Raw genomic sequence first — 352 nt, 5'->3', positions numbered from 1 at the left:
GACCGCATCAGGCCGTCTGAAAACATTGCACGAAAACCAATAACTTTATGACCACACAAGAATTTCCACACCAGCATACCGCCCATTGCGAAAGCGGTGTGATGTCCACCCTACTCAAATACCATGGCCACAATTTAGACGAAGCCATGATTTTCGGCATTGCCCACGCACTGACATTTGTCTGGATGCCGCTGATCAAATTAAACGGCATGCCGCTGGTTTCCTACCGTACCGCGCCGCGCAGCATCATCAAAAACACCTGCAAAGCATTGGGGCTGAAATTATCCGTCCGCAAATTTTCCGACGCACAAAGCGGACAAGCCGCATTGGATGCCGCGCTGTCCTCAGGCAA

General features: G+C 51.1%; 1 protein-coding gene. It reads left to right on the top strand.

Going from position 1 to position 352, the window contains the following annotated elements:
* Positions 1 to 47: 47 nt before the first annotated feature.
* The coding region (locus ACTHSP_RS23020; RefSeq protein WP_440347130.1) for a BtrH N-terminal domain-containing protein at positions 48 to 352 on the top strand (305 nt) is incomplete at its 3' end.

This window comes from Neisseria sp. P0001.S005, assembly GCF_051963715.1.
This window is presented reverse-complemented; position numbering and strand designations above follow the sequence as displayed.